The organism is Paenibacillus sp. ACRSA, from assembly GCF_022346845.1.
GTDB lineage: Bacteria > Bacillota > Bacilli > Paenibacillales > Paenibacillaceae > Paenibacillus.
The window spans coordinates 558,646-578,535 of sequence record NZ_JAKRNP010000001.1 but is presented as its reverse complement, the minus strand read 5'-3'; the positions used below and the strand labels follow the sequence as shown (position 1 = coordinate 578,535).

Genomic DNA, 19,890 nt, shown 5'->3' with positions numbered 1-19,890 from the left:
CGAAGCGGAGGGCAATCATGGTACAGATTATTAAAAATGCAAATGTCTTGAATCAAAAAGGGGAACTTGAACGGAAAAGCATCATTATAGATGAAGGAAAGATTCAAGCTATCGCTGGAGTGGAAGACGAGGCCGTACAACTTGCAGAAAAGTCAGCTGAGCGTATAACGGACGCTTCAGGCAAACTGGTTATCCCAGGGCTGATTGACATGCATGTGCATCTGCGCGAACCGGGATTCGAGCACAAAGAGACGATTGAAACAGGCGCGCGGTCAGCGGCACAAGGCGGTTTTACTACGATTGCATGTATGCCAAATACTAGACCTGTAACCGACAATCCGGATACCGTGAAGCTGGTACTGGATAAAGCGAAGGAAGCTGATCTGGTTAAAGTACTGCCGTATGCGGCGATCACTAAAAATGAACTTGGCCGTGAGCTTACCGATTTTGCCGCACTGAAAGAAGCGGGTGCGATTGGATTCACGGATGACGGAGTAGGCGTACAAAATGCTCAAATGATGAAGGACGCGATGACTCTTGCAGCAAGTATGGATATGCCGGTTATTGCCCACTGTGAAGATGATTCATTAGTTGTGGGTCGCTATGTGACCGAAGGGGAATTCTCCAAACGTCACGGTATCAAAGGTATCCCGAATGAATCTGAAGCGATTCATGTTGGGCGGGACATCCTGCTAGCCGAAGCAACGGGAGTTCACTACCATGTATGCCATGTCAGCACAGAACAATCGGTTCGCTTGATCCGCTTGGCGAAGTCCATTGGGATCAAGGTAACTGCTGAGGTATGTCCGCACCATCTGCTCTTATCTGATGAAGATATTCCGGGGATGGATTCTAACTGGAAAATGAACCCACCGCTACGCTCACCACGCGATGTGCAGGCTTGCATTGAAGGCTTGCAGGACGGAACGCTGGATATGATCGTAACGGATCATGCACCGCATAGCGAAGAAGAGAAAGCAAAAGGAATGGAACTTGCACCATTCGGAATCGTCGGTTTCGAAACAGCTTTCCCACTTCTCTACACGAAGTTTGTGGAGACAGGAATCTGGACACTCGACTTCCTGGTTAAACGAATGACTGCTGATCCAGCACGAGTATTCCGACTGGATACAGGTAAGCTTGAAGAGGGCGCTCCAGCCGATATCACGATGATTGATCTGAATCAAGAAAAAGCAGTTGATCCATCTACATTTGCCACTAAGGGAAGAAACACACCATTTACAGGATGGAAGCTAAAAGGCTGGCCTGTGCAAACGTGGGTAGATGGCAAAAGCGTATGGAATAACACGGTACAACAGTAAATTGGTAAATTACTAACTCGAGGCAGCTATGCCGAGAGTCCAATATAAGAAACAACCACGTTGAATGCAGACTTTTGAACTTGGACGCTGAAGTAACTGCGGAGCGGGCAGAAAGAACCCGAAGAAGCAGAGCGCTCGCCTTTATCACCGGATTACATCAATTGAAAAATTGATAAAAAGTAATCCGGGGATAACAGCGTTCGCAGGGCTTTCTGTCCGTGGAGCCGCTCAAACTTAAGCTAAGTTCAACCTAAATGACATTCAACGTTGATAAACACAGAGGAGTGAGATGGGATGGCACAGGCGAGATTATTGTTGGAAGACGGCACACTGTTCACTGGTAAAGCGTTCGGAGCTGAAGGTGAAACAACGGGTGAGGTCGTTTTTAATACGGGAATTACAGGCTACCAAGAGGTGCTTTCGGATCCTTCTTATTGCGGTCAAATCGTAACCATGACGTATCCGTTAATCGGTAACTACGGAATTACACGTGATGACTTTGAGTCGATTCGTCCATTTGTACACGGCTTTGTGGTACGTCGCCATGAGCCAACGCCAAGTAACTGGCGTGCAGAGTACAGCGTAGACAATCTGCTCAAAGAATACGGCATTGTAGGTATCAGCGAAATTGATACACGCATGTTGACTCGCCGGATTCGCCACCATGGCACGATGAAGGGAATTCTCACAACAGGATCGAAACCTGTGGAAGAACTGCTGGAGATGATGGGCGATACAACAATCGCTGAGCTGCGTAACCAAGTTCCACTGACATCGACTCCTCATGTGTACAATAGCCCCGGAACGGCTGAACGCATTGTGTTGGTAGATTACGGTGCAAAAACAGGGATCTTGCGCGAACTTAGCAAACGTAACTGTGACGTAGTTGTTGTTCCTCATGATGTAACTGCAGACGAGATTCGTCGCTTGAACCCAGACGGCATCCAGTTGTCTAACGGCCCTGGGGATCCAAAAGATGTACCTCACGCAGTCAAAATGATCAGTGAGTTGCTCGGCGAATATCCGATCTTCGGCATCTGCCTTGGTCACCAACTCTTTGCGCTTGCAGCAGGAGCAGACACAGAGAAACTGAAATTCGGACACCGCGGCGGAAACCATCCGGTGAAAGAGCTTGAAAGTGGGCGTTGCTTCATCACTTCTCAGAACCATGGTTACACGGTAAATGAGGATTCTGTGAAGAACACAGATCTGGAAGTAACACATATCAATAATAACGATAAGACCATTGAAGGTCTGAAACATAAAACATTCCCAGCGTTTTCGGTACAGTACCACCCGGAAGCAGCGCCAGGACCTTACGATAACAGCTATCTGTTCGATCGTTTCATCGAGATGATTCGTGAGCACAAAATCACTAACCCACCACAGCCACGTCAAGCCGTATTGGCAGCTGCAGTGAAAGGAGCACAATAACATGCCGATTAACAAAGACCTCAAAAAAATCCTGGTGATTGGTTCCGGACCAATCGTCATCGGTCAAGCGGCCGAGTTCGACTATGCCGGTACGCAAGCTTGCCAGGCGTTGAAAGAAGAAGGTGTGGAAGTTGTCCTCATCAACAGCAACCCTGCAACGATCATGACCGATACAAACATGGCTGACAAAGTATATATCGAACCAATCACATTGGATTTCGTAACTCAAATCATCCGTCAAGAGCGTCCAGATGGATTGTTGCCAACACTGGGTGGTCAAACTGGTTTGAACATGGCGGTAGAACTTGCGCGTGCAGGTGTACTGGAACGTGAGAACGTGAAATTGCTGGGTACACAGCTAACTTCGATCGAAAAAGCAGAAGACCGGGACTTGTTCCGTGACCTGATGCGTGAACTGGAGCAGCCTGTACCTGAGAGTGTAATTGTAACAACACTGGAAGAATCGCTGGATTTTTCCAATGAGATTGGCTATCCGATCATTGTTCGTCCTGCCTACACTCTGGGTGGAACAGGCGGCGGAATCTGTGCAAATGAAGAAGAATTGCGCGAAACAGTAGCAGCAGGTCTTCGTTACAGTCCAATCGGGCAATGTTTGGTTGAGAAAAGCATTGCTGGCATGAAAGAAGTCGAGTATGAAGTTATGCGAGACAAAAACGATAACTGTATCGTAGTCTGCAACATGGAAAACTTTGACCCAGTTGGCGTTCATACAGGCGACAGTATCGTAGTGGCACCAAGTCAAACGTTGTCTGATCGTGAATACCAAATGCTGCGTTCGGCTTCCTTGAAAATCATCCGTGCCCTCAACATCGAAGGTGGATGTAACGTACAATTCGCTCTGGATCCACACAGCTTCCAATACTATGTTATCGAAGTTAATCCACGGGTAAGCCGTTCATCCGCGCTTGCTTCCAAAGCAACGGGCTATCCAATTGCCAAAATGGCTGCCAAAATTGCTATGGGATACACATTGGATGAGATCGTAAACCCGGTAACAGGTCAAACTTACGCTTGTTTTGAGCCTACACTCGATTACATCGTAAGCAAGATTCCTCGTTGGCCGTTCGACAAGTTTACATCAGCTAACCGGAAGCTTGGTACACAGATGAAAGCAACGGGCGAAGTTATGGCGATTGGACGGACGTTTGAAGAATCCATTCATAAAGCTGTTCGCTCCCTCGAAATCGGCGTACACCGTCTCTATTTGAAAGAGGCAGAAACGCTTGATGAAGCAACGCTGAACGAGCGTCTGATCAAAGCGGACGATGAGCGTATGTTCTTGATTGCTGAGGCGTTCCGCAGAGGATATACTCTGCAACAACTTCAAGATTTGACGAAGATTGACTGGTGGTTCTTGGACAAAATTGAAGGTCTAATTAAATTCGAGGATACTATTCGTGAAGAGTCCGAACTATCATCCGAAACGTTATACCAAGCGAAACGCCTTGGATTTACGGATCGTGCGATTGCTGAATTGCGTGCTCAGGGTCAACCTGGAGGCACATTGACAACAGAAGCAGAGGTTAGAGCGCGCCGTGAAGAAGAAAACCTTCGTCCGGTATACAAAATGGTAGATACATGTGCGGCCGAGTTCGAAGCAACAACGCCTTACTATTACTCGACTTACGAAACAGAGAATGAAGTCCTTCCTTCGGACAAGAAAAAAGTAGTTGTACTTGGTTCCGGTCCAATCCGGATTGGTCAAGGGATTGAGTTTGACTATTCCACAGTACATGCGGTGTGGGCTCTGCAAAAAGCGGGCTACGAAGCAGTTATTATCAATAACAACCCGGAGACGGTGTCTACGGACTTTAATACATCAGATCGTCTGTACTTCGAGCCACTGTTCTTCGAGGATGTTATGAACGTAATCGAACAAGAACAGCCAGTGGGCGTAATCGTACAGTTTGGTGGCCAAACGGCAATCAATCTCGCAGCACCACTGCGTAATGCAGGTGTAACCATCCTGGGTACGGATCTTGAAAGCATCGATGAAGCGGAAGACCGTAAGAAGTTCGAGCGCCTGCTCTCTCGTCTAGAGATTGCACAGCCGAAAGGTAAAACAGTTACTTCAGTGGATGATGCAGTAGAAACAGCTCAAGGTCTGGGATATCCAGTACTCGTTCGTCCTTCGTACGTGCTTGGTGGTCGAGCAATGGAGATTGTATACTCCGATGCTGAATTGCTGACATATATGGAGCAAGCGGTTAAGATCAATCCAGAGCATCCGGTACTAATTGACCGTTATATGTTGGGTAAAGAGGTAGAGGTAGACGCGATCTGTGATGGTGAAACGGTTCTCGTTCCAGGAATCATGGAGCATATCGAACGCGCAGGGGTACACTCTGGTGACTCCATCGCGGTTTATCCGCCACAACACCTGTCCCAAGATCTGAAAGAGAAGATTGTAGAAATTACAATCAAAATTGCGAAAGAATTGAAAACCATTGGCCTGGTCAACATCCAGTTTGTCATCCATGATGGCCAAGTGTATGTCATTGAGGTGAATCCACGTTCATCCCGTACGGTACCGTTCTTGAGCAAAGTAACGAACATTCCGATGGCTAACTTGGCAACACAAGCTATTCTTGGTGTGAAACTGAAAGACTTGGGTTATGTGGATGGTCTCTGGCCTGAAACAGATCATGTATCGGTTAAGGTTCCAGTGTTCTCCTTCGCGAAGCTGCGTCGTGTAGAACCAACGCTTGGTCCTGAGATGAAATCTACAGGTGAAGTCATGGGCCGTGATCCGAATTATGCCAAAGCGTTGTTCAAAGGTCTCATCGGAGCAGGTATGAAAATTCCGGCTACGGGAGCCATTGTAGTTACTGTAGCGGACAAAGACAAAGATGAAGCAGTGCCTTTGCTCGAAGGCTTCTACAGATTGGGTTACAAAATTATGGCTACAGGCGGAACAGCGGCAGCTCTCGAAGCAGCCAACATTCCGGTAACGAGAGTAAACAAATTAAGCGAAGGTTCACCAAACATTTTGGATATGATCCGCAGTGGTGAAGCGAACTTCGTGTTCAACACATTGACCAAAGGTAAAACACCACAGCGTGACGGATTCAGAATCCGCCGTGAAGCGGTAGAGAACGGTATTGTGTGCATGACTTCATTGGATACGATTAGTGCCCTGCTGAAAATGCTGGAAACAATTAACTTCTCTTCTGAGGCTATGCCAGCCTTTGTAAACTAAAAGTGCGAGTTCAAAAAGGATGGGTCTCAGTACCAAGAAGAAGCGGACTTTTTGAACAACCTCTAATAAGACGATTTGTCACTGATGAAGGACATCAGTCAACCTCTGGGTTGGCGGGATGTCCTTTATATCGGGCAAAAACAACAAAAATAAGCCTTACAGGCAGAGGAGTTGCTGCGAAATGAACCATCCTGATTTCAACCAAATGGCAGGACGTTTAATGGTTGCACTGGACTATCCTGGAGCGGAGCAAGCTAAGGAACTTGTACAGGCGCTTGAGGGAATTCCCTGCTACCTCAAAGTTGGTATGCAGTTGTTCTACGCAGCAGGACCAGACTTCATTCGAGAGTTGAAGGCCAAAGGATACTCCGTATTCCTTGATGTCAAAATGCACGACATTCCGAATACTGTGCGTGGAGGTGCGGAGAGCATCACTCGTCTTGGGGTGGATATGTTCAACGTTCACGCTGCCGGAGGAACGGCCATGATGCGAGCAGCTCGTGAAGGTGCAGAAGCTGCACTGTTGGCTGACGCTTCGCTAACTAGACCAGAGATCATTGCGGTTACGCAGCTTACCAGTACAAGCCAAGAAACGATGAACACGGAAATCGGCATTGACGGCTCAGTGGAAGCGACGGTTGTCCGTTATGCCAGTCTCGCCCATGAATCAGGGTTAGATGGTGTTGTAGCTTCTCCTTTGGAAGTACCAGCGATTCGAGCGGCGTGTGGAAGTGAGTTTCACACCGTCACTCCGGGTATTCGCCCAGCAGGAAGCGGTCTCGGAGATCAGACACGTGTGTTGACTCCTGGAGAAGCGATTGCTAGAGGTAGTCATTATATCGTCGTAGGAAGACCGATTACAGCTGCCTCGAATCCGCGTGAAGCGGCAGAGGCTATTTTGAAGGAGATGTTAAACGCATGATTACACTTAATGAGATTCCGAATCATATTGCTTCCCAATTGTTGAAAATCAAAGCGGTAGCACTGCGTCCGCAGCAACCTTTTACATGGACGTCTGGCATCAAATCACCAATCTATTGTGATAACCGTCTGACGATGTCCTATCCCGAGATTCGGGAGGACATCGCTGAAGCTTTTGCAACGATCATTCGTGAACAGTATCCAGAAGCAGAAGTGATTGCCGGAACAGCTACAGCAGGTATTCCTCACGCTGCATGGGTAGCCCAGAAGCTGAACCTGCCAATGGCCTACATTCGTGATAAAGCCAAAGGACATGGTAAAGAAAACCTGATTGAAGGTCTGATCCAGGAAGGGCAGAAGGTCGTAGTCATCGAAGATCTGATCTCAACAGGCGGAAGCTCCATTAAAGCTGCACAAGCTGTACAAGCCGCTGGCGCAACACCGCTCGCCGTGCTCGCTATTTTCAGCTACCAGTTGGATAAGGGTATAAAAGCCTTTGAGGAAGCAGGGATTCCACTGCAAACTCTGTCCAATTATACAGCATTGATGGATGTGGCTTTGGCTCAAGGAACGATTCAAGAAAGTGACTTTGCCTTGCTTAAATCTTGGCGTGAAGATCCTTCTTCATTTGGTAAATAATATCATACAGGCATAAATATGCAGTCCTTGCATGAACGGTATCAAAATTGTAACGATTGTTGATGTACAGGCAAATTCCACCGTTTAGTATGAAGCATCCCGCACTTTGGGGTGCTTTTTTGTTGTTCTCTATAGAATATTAACTTTTTCTCCGGAACGTTGTAAAAAGCTTGTAACTTTTAGTTGTGATTCGTCGTTTATAATGCAGTGTAGTATGGAATAGATTTCTAGTTTTAGAGTCTTAATGAAATGAGCGGAATGTAAAGAGAGGATGAGTGTGATTGCTGGCATGAAGAAGTTATTTTCCAAAATTAAATCTGCCAAAAGTCAGCCAGGGGATAAGCATGATATTGAGGGAGGAGAGCAGCCGGAGTCTGCCCAGCAGCAGGATCAAACATACATAAGCGAAGCGAAGATTCCGGTGGGGGAGAACCTCTCAGATGAGACTCTCACTGAACAGAACGAATCTAGCTCCGACGAACTGGCAGTTGCTGCTCAAGACAAGAAGCCGAAACCTGTGAAGAAGCGGGATCTGTTGCCTCCATATGATGGACCCGTGCTGGAAGTACGTAATGTGCATCGTAGTTTTCAGACAGGTAGCCGAATTATACATGTGCTCAAAGGCATTGACATGGAAGTTAACCCACAGCAGCTTGTGATGTTAAAAGGTCGTTCTGGCTCTGGTAAAACAACACTTCTTAATATGCTTGGTGGGCTGGATCAGCCTTCTAGCGGTGATATCCTATTCTCCGGGCAGCCTCTGCAGGATTGGGGTGACAGGCGACGGACAGCGTTACGGCGTAGGGAAATCGGATTTATTTTTCAGGCGTATGCCCTTATGCCGTTATTATCTGCTTGGGAAAATGTAGAGCTGTCGCTAAGAATGGCAGATGTGCCTCGCTCGGAATGGAAAGAACGAGTAGGTCATTGTTTGGATCTAGTTGGTCTGACCAAACGGGTGAAGCACAGACCATTTGAGATGTCCGGGGGGGAGCAGCAGCGGGTCGCGATTGCTAAAGCGATTGCACATCGGCCGAGATTGTTGCTTGCGGATGAGCCGACAGCTGAACTGGATTCCAAGATGGGTGCACAGGTTATGGCTGTATTTCGCAATATTATTGAAGTAGAACAAGTAACGATATGTATGACTACACACGATCCTACAATTCTGGAGGTTGCGGACCATGTTTATGAAATGGCGGACGGCAGATTTATTAAGTAAAGCTGCCGCTACGAAGAAGGGGAAACGTGCAGCGCTTATCGTGCTGAGTGCGATAGTTGTTGCAACGATGTCGGGATGTTCTTTGTTACCGGCAGAGACAGAGGAGGAAGTACTTCCGCCAATTACACCGCCAACGATCTCCAAAAAGCCGGAATATGAAGTCCGGACCGAGACACTGGAGAAGAAAGTAAGCGGTAGCGGTAAAATGATGAGTCAGAGGGAAGAAAAGGTGTATTTTACGCTGGACGGTATGCATGTGAAAGAGCTGAATGTGAAACTAGGGGATAAAGTCAAAAAGGGTCAGCTCCTTGCTGTGCTTGATGTGGAGAGCGTGGAGAAGGAAATTCGGGCGAAGAACCTTCAGATTCGCAAAGCTGAGGTACAGATGAAAGAAACGCTGCGTAAGCGGGATGAGATGGATCCAGTGGAATTCGAAGAAGCGACGATTGCTTTTGAAGAGCTGCGTCAGGAATTGGCTGATCTGGAGGAGCAGTTGGGGAAAGCGACTCTAACAGCTCCATTCGGGGGAACAGTCATTGCCGTTCAGGTGGAAAAGGGTGCTGCTGTCAAGGCGTATGATCCGATTGCCACGATTGCTGATACTTCGAATCTCGTCGTTGCAGCTACGTTTGCCAAAGAAGATCTTGAGAAATTCTCTGTAGGCATGAAAGCAGACGTTGATATTAATGGCGCAGGTAAGGTCTCTGGAGTTATTAAAGTTATGCCAACTGCGCAATCTTCAGACAGCGGAAGTGGTAGTGGGGGAAGTTCAGGAGACGCCAATACACCTCCGGCAAAAGAATCACTTGATCAATATGTGATCGTTTCCTTGGCGAAAATGCCTAAGGGCGTTGAACGCGGTACACCGCTTACAGTATCCATTGTAACGCAGCGTACCAAGGACGCAGTTGTTATTCCAGTGTCGGCTCTTCGTTCCATTGGATCAAGAACCTATGTCCAGGTTGTAGAGAACGATGGCAGCAAACGAGAAGTGGATGTTGAGGTTGGCCAGCAGACGTCTACAGATGTAGAGATTCTGAAAGGTCTTACCGTTGGACAGAAAGTAGTGGGTCGCTAATGGGGCTGCCATTGCTTCGGCTGCTGTTCCGCAAAATGTGGAACACTCGCTGGATGACTTTCAGCACATTGATTGGATTAATCGTGGCGGTTGCGTTCACCGTCAGTATTCCGATGTATGCCGACGGTGCGCTGAAGCGAGTTGTAGCCCAAACCTTACAGGACAATAGCGAAGGTTTGCCAGCAGGTTCATTGCTGATGAGTTACCAGGCTCCTGGTGGAGTGAAGACAGATACACTTGGTTTGGAAGAAGTGGATCGGTATATCCGTGAGGATGTGCCGCGTGATATTGGTTTTCCCTTCCATACCTATGTGAACTCTCGTTCTATCCGCAGTACGGAGGTTAATCCAGAGGATCCAACGAAGGTAGATGCAAGCCGGGTCCGTAGCATGAGTCTGGGAACGATGTCTGGCTTGGATTCGCAGGTCAGCTATTCGACAGGACTTAAGCCTGGTAACCAGGTGAAGGATGGGATCATTGAAGCGGTAATGCTGGAAGAGGGCATGTATCGAAACGATCTACACATTGGAGATATTATTGAATATCCCGTGTACAGTGGTTTGGACATTACGCTCCGCGTGAAGATTACGGGTGCCTTCACAGCAGACGATACAAGCAGTCCGTATTGGGTGCAGGGATTCGATAGCATGATGAATGGACTTTACATCGATGAATCCGTATTTAATGACGTTTTGCTCAAGGAAAAAGGAATTCCGCTTCAGAACTCACGATGGTATTATGCGTTTGATCTGAAAGACATTCAGACCAGCCAGATCTCGGGGCTTTCTTCTGTGCTGGAGAGACTTGATATTGATCTGTATCAACGGTTAAAGGATACAAAGGTAGATATCACCTTTGGTGATTTGCTGAAGCAGTTCCGCAGTCAGAGCCTACAGTTGCAGACGATGCTGTTCACTCTTGCGGCACCCATGATTGCAATGGTCTTTTACTTTATTGCAATGAATGCAAGACAATCGCTCCAGAAGCAGGAAAGTGACATTGCTGTTCTTCGCAGTCGTGGTGCTTCAGCAAAGCAGATTTTCTCTTTATATCTGTTAGAGGGAATATTCCTTGGCGCTATTGCCTTAATTGTAGGTCCATTGCTGGGCTGGTTTATGGCGAAGAGTATTGGTTCGGCAAGTGGTTTCCTCTCCTTCGTAGATCGGAAGTCAATCCCGATTGGTGTATCGAAGGAAGCGATTCTCTTAGGACTTGTGGCCGTCCTTGTGGCAATCATTGCGTCTCTAATTCCTGCGATTACGTATGCGCGCGCTACGATTGTGTCAGCGAAGAGAAGGCAGGCGCGGACGGATCGTGCCCCAGTCTGGCAGCGCTGGTTCCTTGATGTTGTTCTGCTTGGGCTTGCCGGATATGGATATTATCTGTTTTATGAACGACAGATGTTGACCTTCCAGACGGGCATGACCACAGATCAACTGCAAGTGCAACCGTTTTTATTCTTTGTGCCTGCACTTGCCATTTTTGCGCTGGGTCTGTTCTTCCTACGGATATTCCCGTGGATCTTGAAGCTGATTCAGTGGATGGGTAAGAAATTTTTACCGGTTCCACTATATCTGACGCTGACGCAACTCTCGCGCTCGTCGTCTTCCTATTATCCGTTGATGATATTGCTCGTTCTGACCTTGGGACTTGGCGTATATAATTCTGCCGCAGCCAGAACCATTGACCTGAACTCTACTGAACGTACACTATACCGATACGGAACAGATGTCATCATGCAGACGGTATGGGAAGGTTCTCCTGAAGTGACTCCACAAGGTTCCGGCCAAAGTGGCGGTTCAGGTGGAGGGCAGCAAGGAGGCGGCAACAGTGGCGGAGGCTCTGCTGGTGGAGGTGCGCCAGGTGGAGGTGGTGGCGCTGGTGGGGGTGGAGGTGCTCCTGGGGGAGGTTCACAACCGACCAAAGTGATCTATTCTGAGCCACCCTTTGAAGTGTTCCGCAGTTTAGACGGAGTAGAGCATGCAGCAAGGGTGATGCAGACCAAGGGGAACATCATCGTGTCTGGAAAATCAGGTGGACAGGGGATGCTCGTAGGGATTGATAATGTGGATTTTGCCCAAGTAGGCTGGTTCCGTAACGATCTTTTCCCAGCACATCCTTATAAGTATCTTGATTTGCTCGGTAAATATGAAGGAGCTGTACTGGTTTCCTCCAAATTTGCTGATAAGTATAAGCTCAAAACCGGGGATTTAGTCTCCATTGGTGTGCAAGGTCAAGCGATTGAATTTGTTATATTCGGCATCCTTCCATACTGGCCTGCACAGTATCCAGATCAGACACCGTTCTTTATTGCGAATCTGGATTATATCTATGATCAAGTACCACTGATTCCTTATGAAGTCTGGCTGAAGATGAAGCCGGATGCCAAAGTTGCACCACTGATGGAAAAACTTGCGGCAGAAGGTATCGAGCTATCATCTGTCCGTGACGTGCGTACCGAACTGGTAACGCAGGGGAAACATCCATCACGGGGCGGCGTATTCGGTATATTGAGTCTGGGCTTCCTTGTATCGGTCATTATATCTTTGATCGGTTATATTCTGTACTGGTTCTTCAATCTCTCAGGACGGGTCGTACAGTTCGGCGTTCTGCGCGCCATGGGTTTATCTCGGGCTCAATTAAGTGGGATGTTGTTACTGGAGCAGGTGTTTACTGCGGGCTTGTCGATCCTTCTCGGCATTGGAATTGGTCAAGTATCAAGTCGTCTATTCTTACCATTTCTACAAACGACAGATAATGTATCTGCACAGGTGCCACCATTCCGAATTGTGTTTGAAGAGAAGGACATGCTGCAACTGTACGGCGTGACCGTCGTTATGCTCATTATTGGGGCTACGATGCTGCTGTGGCAGATTCGTAGACTACGGGTACACCAGGCGGTCAAAATGGGAGAGGAGAGGTAACCGTGATCCAGTGCGAAGGACTTGTGAAAATTTTTAAATCCAGCGATGTGGAAGTCGTTGCCCTTCAAGGTCTCAATTTGACGGTCAACCAAGGTGAGATGATGGCGATCATCGGTAATAGTGGTAGCGGGAAATCAACGTTGCTCAATATTCTGGGTGGACTGGATCGTCCAACAGCAGGCACAGCCGTTGTAGGCGACTGGGATCTGCTTAAGATGACAGATGCGCAACTCGTTGAGTACAAACGTCATACGGTAGGTTTCATCTGGCAAAACAATGGTCGAAACCTACTGCCTTATCTCACGGCACTCGAAAACGTGGAAACACCTATGATTCTTGGTGGTAAGCGTGATCGTGCCTATGCCATGCAATTATTAGAGTGGGTAGGACTCAAGGATCGGATGCACAACAAGCTGCATCAGTTGTCAGGTGGAGAGCAGCAGCGGGTTGCTATCGCGATATCTCTATCAAACCGACCTAAGCTGCTGCTTGCCGATGAACCTACGGGATCAGTGGATTCCGAGACTTGTGACACCATTATGGGAATTTTCCGCAAAATGAACAAAGAACTAGGCGTCACGATTGTCATTGTTACGCATGACTTAACGCTTGCAGGTAAGGTGGATCGCATCGTTGCGATCCGTGATGGACTGACGAGTACGGAGTTTGTGAAACGTAACCCGAACTTGGATGATGATCAAGGCTTATCGCAGATGGGTGCTCAGGATATACATGAAGCATTTGTCATTATTGACCGAGCAGGACGTCTGCAGGTACCTAAGGAGTATCTGGAGGCCTTATCCATCGACAATCGGGCTACATTGGAATTTGACGGTGAACGTATTGTGATTACACCGCCAAGATAATGAATAGGGGGAATTGGGAGATGAAGAACAGGTTGTGGGGAAAACGGGTGCTCGCTGTCTTGGCGACTGCGAGTTTAGCTTTGCCATTGTTAGCAGGCTGTACGGCAAGTGAGGCTAAGGACACGGAACAGCGTGTTTTACGCGTAGCAACACTATGGGGCGGTCAAGATGACAGTTACTTCCGTCAACAGTTTACAGATGCGTTTGAATTGACACATCCGAATATCACGGTTGAAGTCGTTCCTGCTGTCGAACAGAGCAGTTATGGTTTTGGAACGCAGGGGGAGAATCAAGAGATCCCTGATACGGTTGAGAGCCTGAAGAAAATTATGACTGGTGATAATCCTGTTGATGTTATTGTTGCGGATACAGCTACCGTTAAGTCCTTGATTCAGGAAAACATGCTGAAGCAGTTGGATCCGTTGATGCAAGAAGACAAATTCGATACCACGGATATTGTACCAAGTGTACTAGAAGGCATTAAGGACCTGGGAGACCAAAGTATCTACGCATTGACGCCAACGTTCTCCTCTTCTGCGCTGTTTTATAACAAGGGAATGTTCCAGAAGGCAGGCGTAGAGCCACCGACAGATAACATGACTTGGGATGATATTCTGAACCTAGCGACTCGTATGACCAAAGGTGAGGACAAAGACCATGTGTTTGGCTTCTCCTTCAGTACGTATCAAGGTGGCTCACCATACTATTCCATGCAGCAGTATTACAATTCTCTACAACTGAAAATATTTGATGATAAAGCAGAGAAAATGACGGTTGATTCACCACAATGGGAAAAAGTATGGAGTACAATTAGCAAGCTGGCTATCGACAAAATCATTCCTAAAGGCGATGAACCTCAGGATCAGGATCCAAACGGAAGATATAATCCGCTTCAGGGCGATCTGTTCCTCAGCAGCAAAGCAGCGATGGTTATTGGGGACTACAGCTATATTAACCAACTCATTGATGCCAACAAAAATGCGGATAAAATGGAAGGATTCACAAAGGTAGAATGGGATGTGGTTACACCACCGGTTCACCCTGAAGCTCCTGAAATTGGAGGCAACATCTATTTGAGCAGTTTGATGTCCATCAATAGTTCGGCTCAAAATCCGGATGATGCCTGGGAATTAATCAAGTATATGAACAGTGAGGACTGGGCAAAAATCAAAGCACGCAGCAGCTACGAGATGGTATCCCGGAAAAGCTTTATTAAACCGAAAGAAGGTTTAGACTATAATATCCAAGCGTTCTACACGTTGAAGCCTGTTCCACCAACGAATAACAACCTGGATAAACTGTATCAAAAGATGCCTAATCTCTGGCAGGTAAGTGACAAAGGAATGGAGTACTTCAATCAGGTTCTCGATAACAAGAAAACACCAAAAGAAGCGCTTGGTGAGTGGGCAGCCAAAGGTAATGAAATGCTTGAGAAGCTGAAGAAAGATCCAAAAGCAACATTCTAACGCTCGTCGCTTGTTCTGAAGAATGTGTAAGCTAACTTCATGAGCATGCCTTCCTTAAATAGCCGCTGAAGAATAATTTCTTCGGCGGCTATTTTTACTTGAATTGGGGCAACCTACAAGAAGAGGTGCAGGATACATCACAACGAAGAAAGGACGAGCAGCATGCATTGGATATATTTCAGTAAGTTATATGCAACCAAGTTTCAGGCAGGCTGCCTTGCCAAACGTTTAGAGCAGGATGGATGGATCTATGGTCACAATGAACCTGCTGAAGTGGAGGTATACCGTTCCCGTAAAGGTCGATATGGTGTACGATTTATTCCCTAACATTACCCCTTGACTTATTGGGTAGATATGATGTATATTAATTAAGTCGCTGTTTTACATTTTAACTGACGCGGGGTGGAGCAGCCCGGTAGCTCGTCGGGCTCATAACCCGAAGGCCGCAGGTTCAAATCCTGCCCCCGCAATTTAATTTTTACTAGATGATTTACAGCCATCATCTGAACGTTATACATTATGTCGAGGGCCCTTAGCTCAGTTGGTTAGAGCGGTCGGCTCATAACCGATTGGTCACAGGTTCGAGTCCTGTAGGGCCCATACTTTTGAAACCTTGCTTATATGGCAAGGTTTTTTTCTTTTCAGTTGTGATTTAATTAGGGTGGGTGTAAGGTGGGATAAGTTCCCTCCCAAATATGCTGAAGTTGTTTATATTAATTGATGTGAGAGGTGAAGTTGGGGAATGAGCAATAAGCGCTGTACTATATTGATAGCGGTTACTTCGATGTTCTTACTAATCTGTATGCTTCTTTTGTATAAAACTGTTCAGGAGAATCAAAGATATGAACAATTTATATCTACACAGCTAAGTGAATCTTTATCGGCATTGGTTACAGCGATTGTGGCCAATGATGAGATACTCCAGCAATATCATTTAAGTGAAGGGGAGAACCTCTTACCAGAACATGCAACCAACCTATGTGCCAATTTCACAACTGTGAGTACAAAATATAATCATTTACTGAACGCAGCGTTACATCTAAATAAAGTGAACAATGCGGATATCAATCCTGTGCTAGGAAATGTTGCTCAGGATATAACCTTTTTTCTGGCACGATCTGTTATTGGCAATGATCTCCTCGGGGACTGCAGCCTAATCGAAACAACCATTTCACTAGATGCGGTGCAAAGTCAGAAGATAGCAGAAATACGAGAACTGAACAACCAGTGGTCAGGTATAGTAAAAAAATACGTACCTGAAGCGACAGCAAGGGGTGTCAGTGATGTTGATTGGAACGATATGATTAACGATAAAATGTGGATTCAATTGTTAGAGGAACTTTCTGTAGATGCGGGTCAATCGGGGATTAATCATTTTTTTAACTAACCTTGTTCATTTATAGGCCTACACACCAAAAGAACACTGGCATATCTGACCAGTGTCCACCTTGGAACAAGTGAATGGATTCCTTTTATAGTAAAGGCAATAAAATGGCGATCACACCGATCATGATGAAGATAACACCTGAGCTTATGCCTATGATTCCACTTGTTTGGGAGTTATGTACGTTGCTTTCTGTACGTGAAATACGACTGAAAAACTGTGATATTTTGGAGTTAGGGTTTTTATAGTCGTATAGGGAGAGTGCAATGACGATCACGCCCAATATAATCATTAATATTACGGTCACCCCCTCGGTAGTGATGTATATTTTATATACGGGAATTATTTGAAATAGTTCCAATTATAAAGTCATTACCTTTTGAAAGAGCCTAGATGATGGAGACTAATAACTATAATTATTGAGATATATGATATAATTGTTATAATTTAGCATGAAGTGGGGTTGGATACATGAACAGCGGTGGTGCAAGTGCAGTAGGTTTGCCAGGATTATTACTTTTAGTATTGTTTGTCGCAGTCATTGTATTTATAGTCTATTTAATCATTTCAAGAGTTAGGAAGAGCTCGGGTAGTGTACAAAAAGAAATCTCTAATCTTCGTAAAGATATCCAAGTTCTGCAGGATAAAATGGATAGGAATAACGGTCATACAGGTGACAGAAACGAAGGACAAGAAAAGGTTTATACACCCAAGTAACAAAGAACATCACGACAGGAGCGCCTGTAAAAGTGCAAGTTTGCTGCTGGGGTAGGGATGAATTTCTTAATCTGCTTCGGTGTGGTTACTTCAAAAGGATTAGGGACGATACGGAGGGTCATTGGGTGATAAGCCCGATGATCTTTTTATTTATGCAAACTAGTAACAGTGTCCATGCCATATTATAAATCTCGCATATATTATCGTATCCCAGTATTAGGAGGTAGATTTAATGAGTCAATTTATTGATGCGAGAACTTCGCAGAATGCAAGTTTGGCGAACTCGATTGCTATTCCAATTTTGGTTCTGAATACGCCCCAGTTATTTGGTCAGATTGGACTGGTAACCACTGCAGGCATTGGTGCTAATCCGCGGGTGCAATTCAAGGGTACAGTATCGGTACAGCTGCCATTGGCACTTGTAGGGATCACGATTACAATTGTCAGAGGAACTCAGCCAACTGATCCGGTTATATATTCGGCTACTTCTACGTTTAGTTTAAGTGTATTGGCTCCTCAAATTATCACCTTCTCCGCGGATGACTACAACCCACCGATCACACCCCAGTTGACTTATACTGCATTTGTAAGTTCGAACTTGTTAGGATCGGTTCGTGTAGGCCCTGAAAACTTTGATGGGGTATTGTATTCAGACTAATGTACAGCTATACGCCATACGTTTGCGGGTACGAATACTCTGTGTTAATGATTGATCCTGCCTTGATATAGGCAGGTTTTTTATTTGGTATAGCTGAAGTTTCTGCATATGAGGATCGATTTGGTTTATTTAAGAGAGACCTTAACATGGGGCAATTCTGGTTATGATATAATGCATAACAGTGTGTAACGTTTACATGACTGGGATTTGCTTGATTGGCTTAGACTGTGTGAAGTCTTGGAACGTTAAGAATTATGGATAAAAGGCGGTTTATAATTAATGATGCATAATGAAGGACAACGGTTCCGTTTCAGTGAAGCACCTGTGTGGGAATGGCAACGTGCTTACTATGAAGAGCGTGGGCTTGATGCGTGGACGGAAAATCAAGTTCCGCAATATATCACTAGTAACCCGATGATCGCAGCGGCGTACGCCGAAATGATATTTGGCTTTTTGCAAGACTTGGCAGCGAAGGGTAAGACATCGGAGCCAGTTACGATTCTGGAACTAGGCGCTGGAGTAGGTCGTCTAGCGTTTCAGATACTTACGAAATTGATTGAATTGCGGGATTATGCAGCAACGGAGTTGCCTGCTTTTCGTTACGTGATGACAGATTTAGTGATGGAGAATGTAGTGGGGTGGAGAAATCATCCGTCCATGGAGCCTTATATTCAGCAGGGAGTGTTGGATTTTGCTCTGTTTGATGCAATGAAGGATACTGCGCTGGATCTAGTGGTTGCAGGTGAAACAATTCAGCCGGGAGATCTGCAGCAGCCTTTGCTCATTATCGCAAATTATTTTTTTGATAGTATCCCACAGGAATTGCTATATGTAGGTGAAGGACAGATTTATGAATGTGATCTCATTCTCTCTAGTGCCGAAGAACACGTCAATCTTGCACCTTCAGAGAAATTAAAGGCGATGGAAATCAGTTATGCTTACCGCCTTGCACCTCAGTATAGTGCGGAATCGTCCCCTTATCGCGATGTTGTTTCATTGTATGAGGACGAGTTGGAGGATTCACACATTCTGTTTCCAGAAGCTGGACTGTCCTGTCTTGAACGACTGGGGACTTTATCTAGTGCAGGGTATATGCTTATTACAGCAGATAAAGGTGATCACCGGCTAGAGTACTGGAAATTCGCTGAGCCGCCTGAATTTGTTCTTCACGGCAGTTTCTCGTTGACGGCGAACTATCATGCGATTCGGTATACGTTGGAGCAGCAAGGAGGCCTAGCTTGTTTTACAACGCATCATTATAAGGATATCAATGTCGGCTGTATCCTGATGGTCGCAGAGCCTAAAAGTTATGTGAATACCCGTCTGGCTTACCTGCGAGAGGTTGAACGTTTTGGGCCAGATGACTTCTTTAGTTTGAAAGAATGGTTCGATCAGCAGGTAACTAGAATGGAGCTCAAACAAATTCTGCCTTTTTGGCGTCTAGGTGGTTATGATGCAGAGTTTCTAATTCTATGTGCGGAGCGTATTTCTGATCTGCTACCAGATGCAACCGATGAAGAAATGATGGATATGCAGCACGGAATGCATTCCATGTGGTCTTCATACTATGTGATGGATAAGCAAGGGGAATTGTCATTTATAACAGGTCAGTTGTTCCATGCGATGTACATGTACGAGGATGCAAAGTATTTTCTAGAACGATCAATGCTGTCAGACAAGGACAAGTTCAACACGGATGTATTGTATGATCTGGCTGTTTGCTGTTATGAGCTTGAGATGGAAGAAGAAGCTCTAGCGTATACACGTAAAGTGCTGGCATTGGAGCCAGACCATGAAGAGGCTGGTTCGTTGCTTGAAAGTCTGGAAGGCTGATGATTACGTTCTGTCTAAGGTGCAAAGGATACACTAGTTAGAACCCAATAGAAGAAAATTAAACCAACGAGGAACAGGGCACTTAGTCCTAAAAGAACACCAATAATTAGTTTGTCCCACTTTCCAATTTTTCGCATATTAACCCTCCTAAAATATAAGTGTGTTATGGAGTGAATTGACTTTTGTAGATATAAGTTGATGGAACA

At 46.0% G+C, this 19,890-nt stretch carries 17 protein-coding genes and 2 tRNA genes; 17 read left to right on the top strand and 2 right to left on the bottom strand.

The genetic code is table 11. From position 1 onward, the window contains the following. Positions 1-17 precede the first annotated feature (17 nt). From MH215_RS02685 to MH215_RS02620, 14 genes are all read left to right on the top strand, one after another. On the top strand, positions 18-1,322 hold the full coding sequence (locus tag MH215_RS02685) for a dihydroorotase (protein WP_239287806.1): 1,305 nt from the start codon (positions 18-20) through the stop codon (positions 1,320-1,322). A 294-nt stretch (positions 1,323-1,616) separates the two neighbouring features. Next, a complete protein-coding gene (gene carA / locus MH215_RS02680; protein ID WP_056696192.1) occupies positions 1,617-2,756 on the top strand; it encodes a glutamine-hydrolyzing carbamoyl-phosphate synthase small subunit in 1,140 nt (379 codons plus the stop codon). A 1-nt stretch (position 2,757) separates the two neighbouring features. Then, a complete protein-coding gene (carB, locus tag MH215_RS02675) occupies positions 2,758-5,976 on the top strand; it encodes a carbamoyl-phosphate synthase large subunit (protein WP_239287796.1) in 3,219 nt (1,072 codons plus the stop codon). A gap of 181 nt (positions 5,977-6,157) precedes the next feature. Further along, positions 6,158-6,898 carry an orotidine-5'-phosphate decarboxylase gene (pyrF, locus tag MH215_RS02670; RefSeq protein WP_275445947.1) on the top strand — a complete coding sequence of 247 codons (741 nt, stop codon included), beginning with the start codon at positions 6,158-6,160 and terminating at the stop codon, positions 6,896-6,898. Then, complete coding sequence (gene pyrE / locus MH215_RS02665) at positions 6,895-7,536, top strand: orotate phosphoribosyltransferase (RefSeq protein ID WP_239287785.1); 642 nt, start codon at positions 6,895-6,897, stop codon at positions 7,534-7,536. The genes pyrF and pyrE overlap by 4 nt, the downstream gene beginning before the upstream one ends. 289 nt (positions 7,537-7,825) lie before the next feature. After that, positions 7,826-8,758 (top strand): ABC transporter ATP-binding protein, encoded by a 933-nt coding sequence (locus MH215_RS02660; RefSeq protein ID WP_239287783.1) that lies wholly within the window; start codon positions 7,826-7,828, stop codon positions 8,756-8,758. Further along, positions 8,721-9,836, top strand: a complete 1,116-nt coding sequence (locus MH215_RS02655; RefSeq protein ID WP_239287781.1) for an efflux RND transporter periplasmic adaptor subunit — start codon at positions 8,721-8,723, stop codon at positions 9,834-9,836. Before MH215_RS02660 ends, MH215_RS02655 begins: the two co-directional genes overlap by 38 nt. Further along, complete coding sequence (locus tag MH215_RS02650) at positions 9,836-12,760, top strand: ABC transporter permease (protein ID WP_239287779.1); 2,925 nt, start codon at positions 9,836-9,838, stop codon at positions 12,758-12,760. The genes MH215_RS02655 and MH215_RS02650 overlap by 1 nt, the downstream gene beginning before the upstream one ends. 2 nt (positions 12,761-12,762) lie before the next feature. Continuing rightward, positions 12,763-13,626, top strand: a complete 864-nt coding sequence (locus tag MH215_RS02645) for an ABC transporter ATP-binding protein (RefSeq protein WP_056696203.1) — start codon at positions 12,763-12,765, stop codon at positions 13,624-13,626. Between the two features lie 20 nt (positions 13,627-13,646). Continuing rightward, positions 13,647-15,092 carry an ABC transporter substrate-binding protein gene (locus MH215_RS02640; RefSeq protein WP_239287777.1) on the top strand — a complete coding sequence of 482 codons (1,446 nt, stop codon included), beginning with the start codon at positions 13,647-13,649 and terminating at the stop codon, positions 15,090-15,092. Between the two features lie 162 nt (positions 15,093-15,254). Then, entirely contained in the window at positions 15,255-15,419 is a 165-nt protein-coding gene (locus tag MH215_RS02635; protein WP_186380839.1) for a hypothetical protein, read from the top strand. 69 nt (positions 15,420-15,488) lie between these two features. Further along, positions 15,489-15,562, top strand: a tRNA-Met gene (locus tag MH215_RS02630). A 56-nt stretch (positions 15,563-15,618) separates the two neighbouring features. Continuing rightward, positions 15,619-15,692: transfer RNA gene (locus tag MH215_RS02625), tRNA-Ile, on the top strand. Between the two features lie 142 nt (positions 15,693-15,834). Next, positions 15,835-16,479, top strand: a complete 645-nt coding sequence (locus tag MH215_RS02620; protein ID WP_239287768.1) for a hypothetical protein — start codon at positions 15,835-15,837, stop codon at positions 16,477-16,479. Between the two features lie 85 nt (positions 16,480-16,564). Here the strand turns inward: MH215_RS02620 and MH215_RS02615 are convergent, their stop codons facing one another. Then, positions 16,565-16,768, bottom strand: coding sequence for a hypothetical protein (locus MH215_RS02615; RefSeq protein ID WP_056696207.1), 204 nt, complete (start codon positions 16,766-16,768; stop codon positions 16,565-16,567). A 179-nt stretch (positions 16,769-16,947) separates the two neighbouring features. Between MH215_RS02615 and MH215_RS02610 the strand changes: the two genes are divergently transcribed. The 3 genes from MH215_RS02610 (at position 16,948) to MH215_RS02600 (ending at position 19,684) form a co-directional block, all read left to right on the top strand. After that, entirely contained in the window at positions 16,948-17,193 is a 246-nt protein-coding gene (locus tag MH215_RS02610; protein WP_239287766.1) for a hypothetical protein, read from the top strand. A 232-nt stretch (positions 17,194-17,425) separates the two neighbouring features. Next, the gene (locus MH215_RS02605) at positions 17,426-17,851 is read left to right on the top strand and encodes a hypothetical protein (protein ID WP_239287764.1); all 426 of its coding nucleotides are present in this window, start codon (positions 17,426-17,428) and stop codon (positions 17,849-17,851) included. Positions 17,852-18,130: 279 nt separating this feature from the next. Then, positions 18,131-19,684, top strand: coding sequence for a tetratricopeptide repeat protein (locus tag MH215_RS02600; protein ID WP_239287762.1), 1,554 nt, complete (start codon positions 18,131-18,133; stop codon positions 19,682-19,684). A gap of 14 nt (positions 19,685-19,698) precedes the next feature. Here MH215_RS02600 and MH215_RS29000 read toward each other — a convergent pair whose 3' ends face one another. Further along, positions 19,699-19,821, bottom strand: a complete 123-nt coding sequence (locus MH215_RS29000; protein WP_275445946.1) for a hypothetical protein — start codon at positions 19,819-19,821, stop codon at positions 19,699-19,701. Between the last annotated feature and the right edge of the window lie 69 nt (positions 19,822-19,890).

Excerpts from the sequence above, each read along its gene's own strand:
- MH215_RS02685 (WP_239287806.1), top strand. The coding sequence starts at position 18 with ATGGTACAGATTATTAAAAATGCAAATGTCTTGAATCAAAAAGGGGAA.
- carA (WP_056696192.1), top strand. The coding sequence starts at position 1,617 with ATGGCACAGGCGAGATTATTGTTGGAAGACGGCACACTGTTCACTGGT.
- carB (WP_239287796.1), top strand. The coding sequence starts at position 2,758 with ATGCCGATTAACAAAGACCTCAAAAAAATCCTGGTGATTGGTTCCGGA.
- pyrF (WP_275445947.1), top strand. The coding sequence starts at position 6,158 with ATGAACCATCCTGATTTCAACCAAATGGCAGGACGTTTAATGGTTGCA.
- pyrE (WP_239287785.1), top strand. The coding sequence starts at position 6,895 with ATGATTACACTTAATGAGATTCCGAATCATATTGCTTCCCAATTGTTG.
- MH215_RS02660 (WP_239287783.1), top strand. The coding sequence starts at position 7,826 with ATGAAGAAGTTATTTTCCAAAATTAAATCTGCCAAAAGTCAGCCAGGG.
- MH215_RS02655 (WP_239287781.1), top strand. The coding sequence starts at position 8,721 with ATGTTTATGAAATGGCGGACGGCAGATTTATTAAGTAAAGCTGCCGCT.
- MH215_RS02650 (WP_239287779.1), top strand. The coding sequence starts at position 9,836 with ATGGGGCTGCCATTGCTTCGGCTGCTGTTCCGCAAAATGTGGAACACT.
- MH215_RS02640 (WP_239287777.1), top strand. The coding sequence starts at position 13,647 with ATGAAGAACAGGTTGTGGGGAAAACGGGTGCTCGCTGTCTTGGCGACT.
- MH215_RS02635 (WP_186380839.1), top strand. The coding sequence starts at position 15,255 with ATGCATTGGATATATTTCAGTAAGTTATATGCAACCAAGTTTCAGGCA.
- MH215_RS02620 (WP_239287768.1), top strand. The coding sequence starts at position 15,835 with ATGAGCAATAAGCGCTGTACTATATTGATAGCGGTTACTTCGATGTTC.
- MH215_RS02615 (WP_056696207.1), bottom strand. The coding sequence starts at position 16,768 with ATGATTATATTGGGCGTGATCGTCATTGCACTCTCCCTATACGACTAT.
- MH215_RS02610 (WP_239287766.1), top strand. The coding sequence starts at position 16,948 with ATGAACAGCGGTGGTGCAAGTGCAGTAGGTTTGCCAGGATTATTACTT.
- MH215_RS02605 (WP_239287764.1), top strand. The coding sequence starts at position 17,426 with ATGAGTCAATTTATTGATGCGAGAACTTCGCAGAATGCAAGTTTGGCG.
- MH215_RS02600 (WP_239287762.1), top strand. The coding sequence starts at position 18,131 with ATGATGCATAATGAAGGACAACGGTTCCGTTTCAGTGAAGCACCTGTG.
- MH215_RS29000 (WP_275445946.1), bottom strand. The coding sequence starts at position 19,821 with ATGCGAAAAATTGGAAAGTGGGACAAACTAATTATTGGTGTTCTTTTA.